This is a genomic window from Geodermatophilus sp. SYSU D00697, from assembly GCF_054050175.1.
This window is the reverse complement of record NZ_JBJGYV010000071.1, coordinates 1-997: the sequence shown is the minus strand read 5'-3', so window position 1 is coordinate 997 and position 997 is coordinate 1. Positions and strand designations below refer to the sequence as shown.

Here is a 997-nt window from a genome sequence, read left to right as displayed (position 1 = left end):
CCTAGACGAGTAAGTCCGAAGTCCGGTCAGTGGTCATAGGCGATCAGGGAGCGGGTGACTGGCTGGCCGGTGGCCCGGTTGTGCCAGATGGCGGCGGTGAGCGCGAGTAGCCGCTGAGCGACTCGGGTGGTCACGCCGGTCAGGCTGCGTCCGCCGTGCAGTTCCAGATCGAGCTGGCCTTTAAGGGTGTCGTAGACGGACTCGATCAGCTGCCGGATCGGGGCCAGCAGCGCCTGGCCGGGCCGGGGTGCGCGGTTGCGGTAGGAGGGGCGCAGCAGGTCCGCGCCGCGGGCGTGCAGATAGTCGTCGAGTTCGGCGGAGACGTAGCCCTTGTCGGCGATGAGGAGCAGGCCAGGGCGGTCGGCGAGCAGGTCGGCGTCGGCGTCGAGGACGCACAGCAGCACCTGGCGTTCGTCGATCTTGGGGTCGGCCAGCGCCCAGCTGATCGGCAGCCCGGCCGGGGTGCAGATCAGGTGCAGCCGCAGTCCCCAGAACCAGCGCGAATGGCTGGGGCAGTAGCTGTAGCCGGCGATGCCGGCCAGGTCCGAGCGGTGCACGGTGGGTCGGGAGCGGGCGCACTCGACCGGAGTGGAGTCGACCAGCCAGACCGGATCGGCCCACAGGTCGGTGTCGGCGGCCAGCTTCCGGATGAGTTGCTTGAACAGCGGCAACGCCGCTCGCAGCCGCTTGTTGTAGCCGGACTGGCCGGGCAGATAGGGAAAGGCGCCGGGCAGCGCGGCGGGCACCAGCCGCAGCCAGCGCGCCTCGGAGTGCACGCCCAGCAGGACCTGGGCCACGGCCAAGGTCAGCAACTCGGAGTCGGTCAGCCGCGGGCGGCGTCCGGCGCGCCCGCGAGAGGCCAGATCGTCGTCGATGCGGACGTAGAGTGCGGTCAGGAGGGTGTTGAGGTCGGTCGTCACAACCCGAGCCTGAACACCCTCCGTCCGCGTCTACAGCGCCCTTCGACCCTCCGGGTCGATAGGACTTACTCGTCTAG

The 997-nt window shown here is 69.8% G+C and carries 1 protein-coding gene; it reads right to left on the bottom strand.

Features of this window, described 5'->3' with window-relative positions:
• Positions 1 to 26 precede the first annotated feature (26 nt).
• Positions 27 to 920, bottom strand: coding sequence for an IS982 family transposase (locus ACI79C_RS25230; RefSeq protein ID WP_456948446.1), 894 nt, complete (start codon positions 918 to 920; stop codon positions 27 to 29).
• Between the last annotated feature and the right edge of the window lie 77 nt (positions 921 to 997).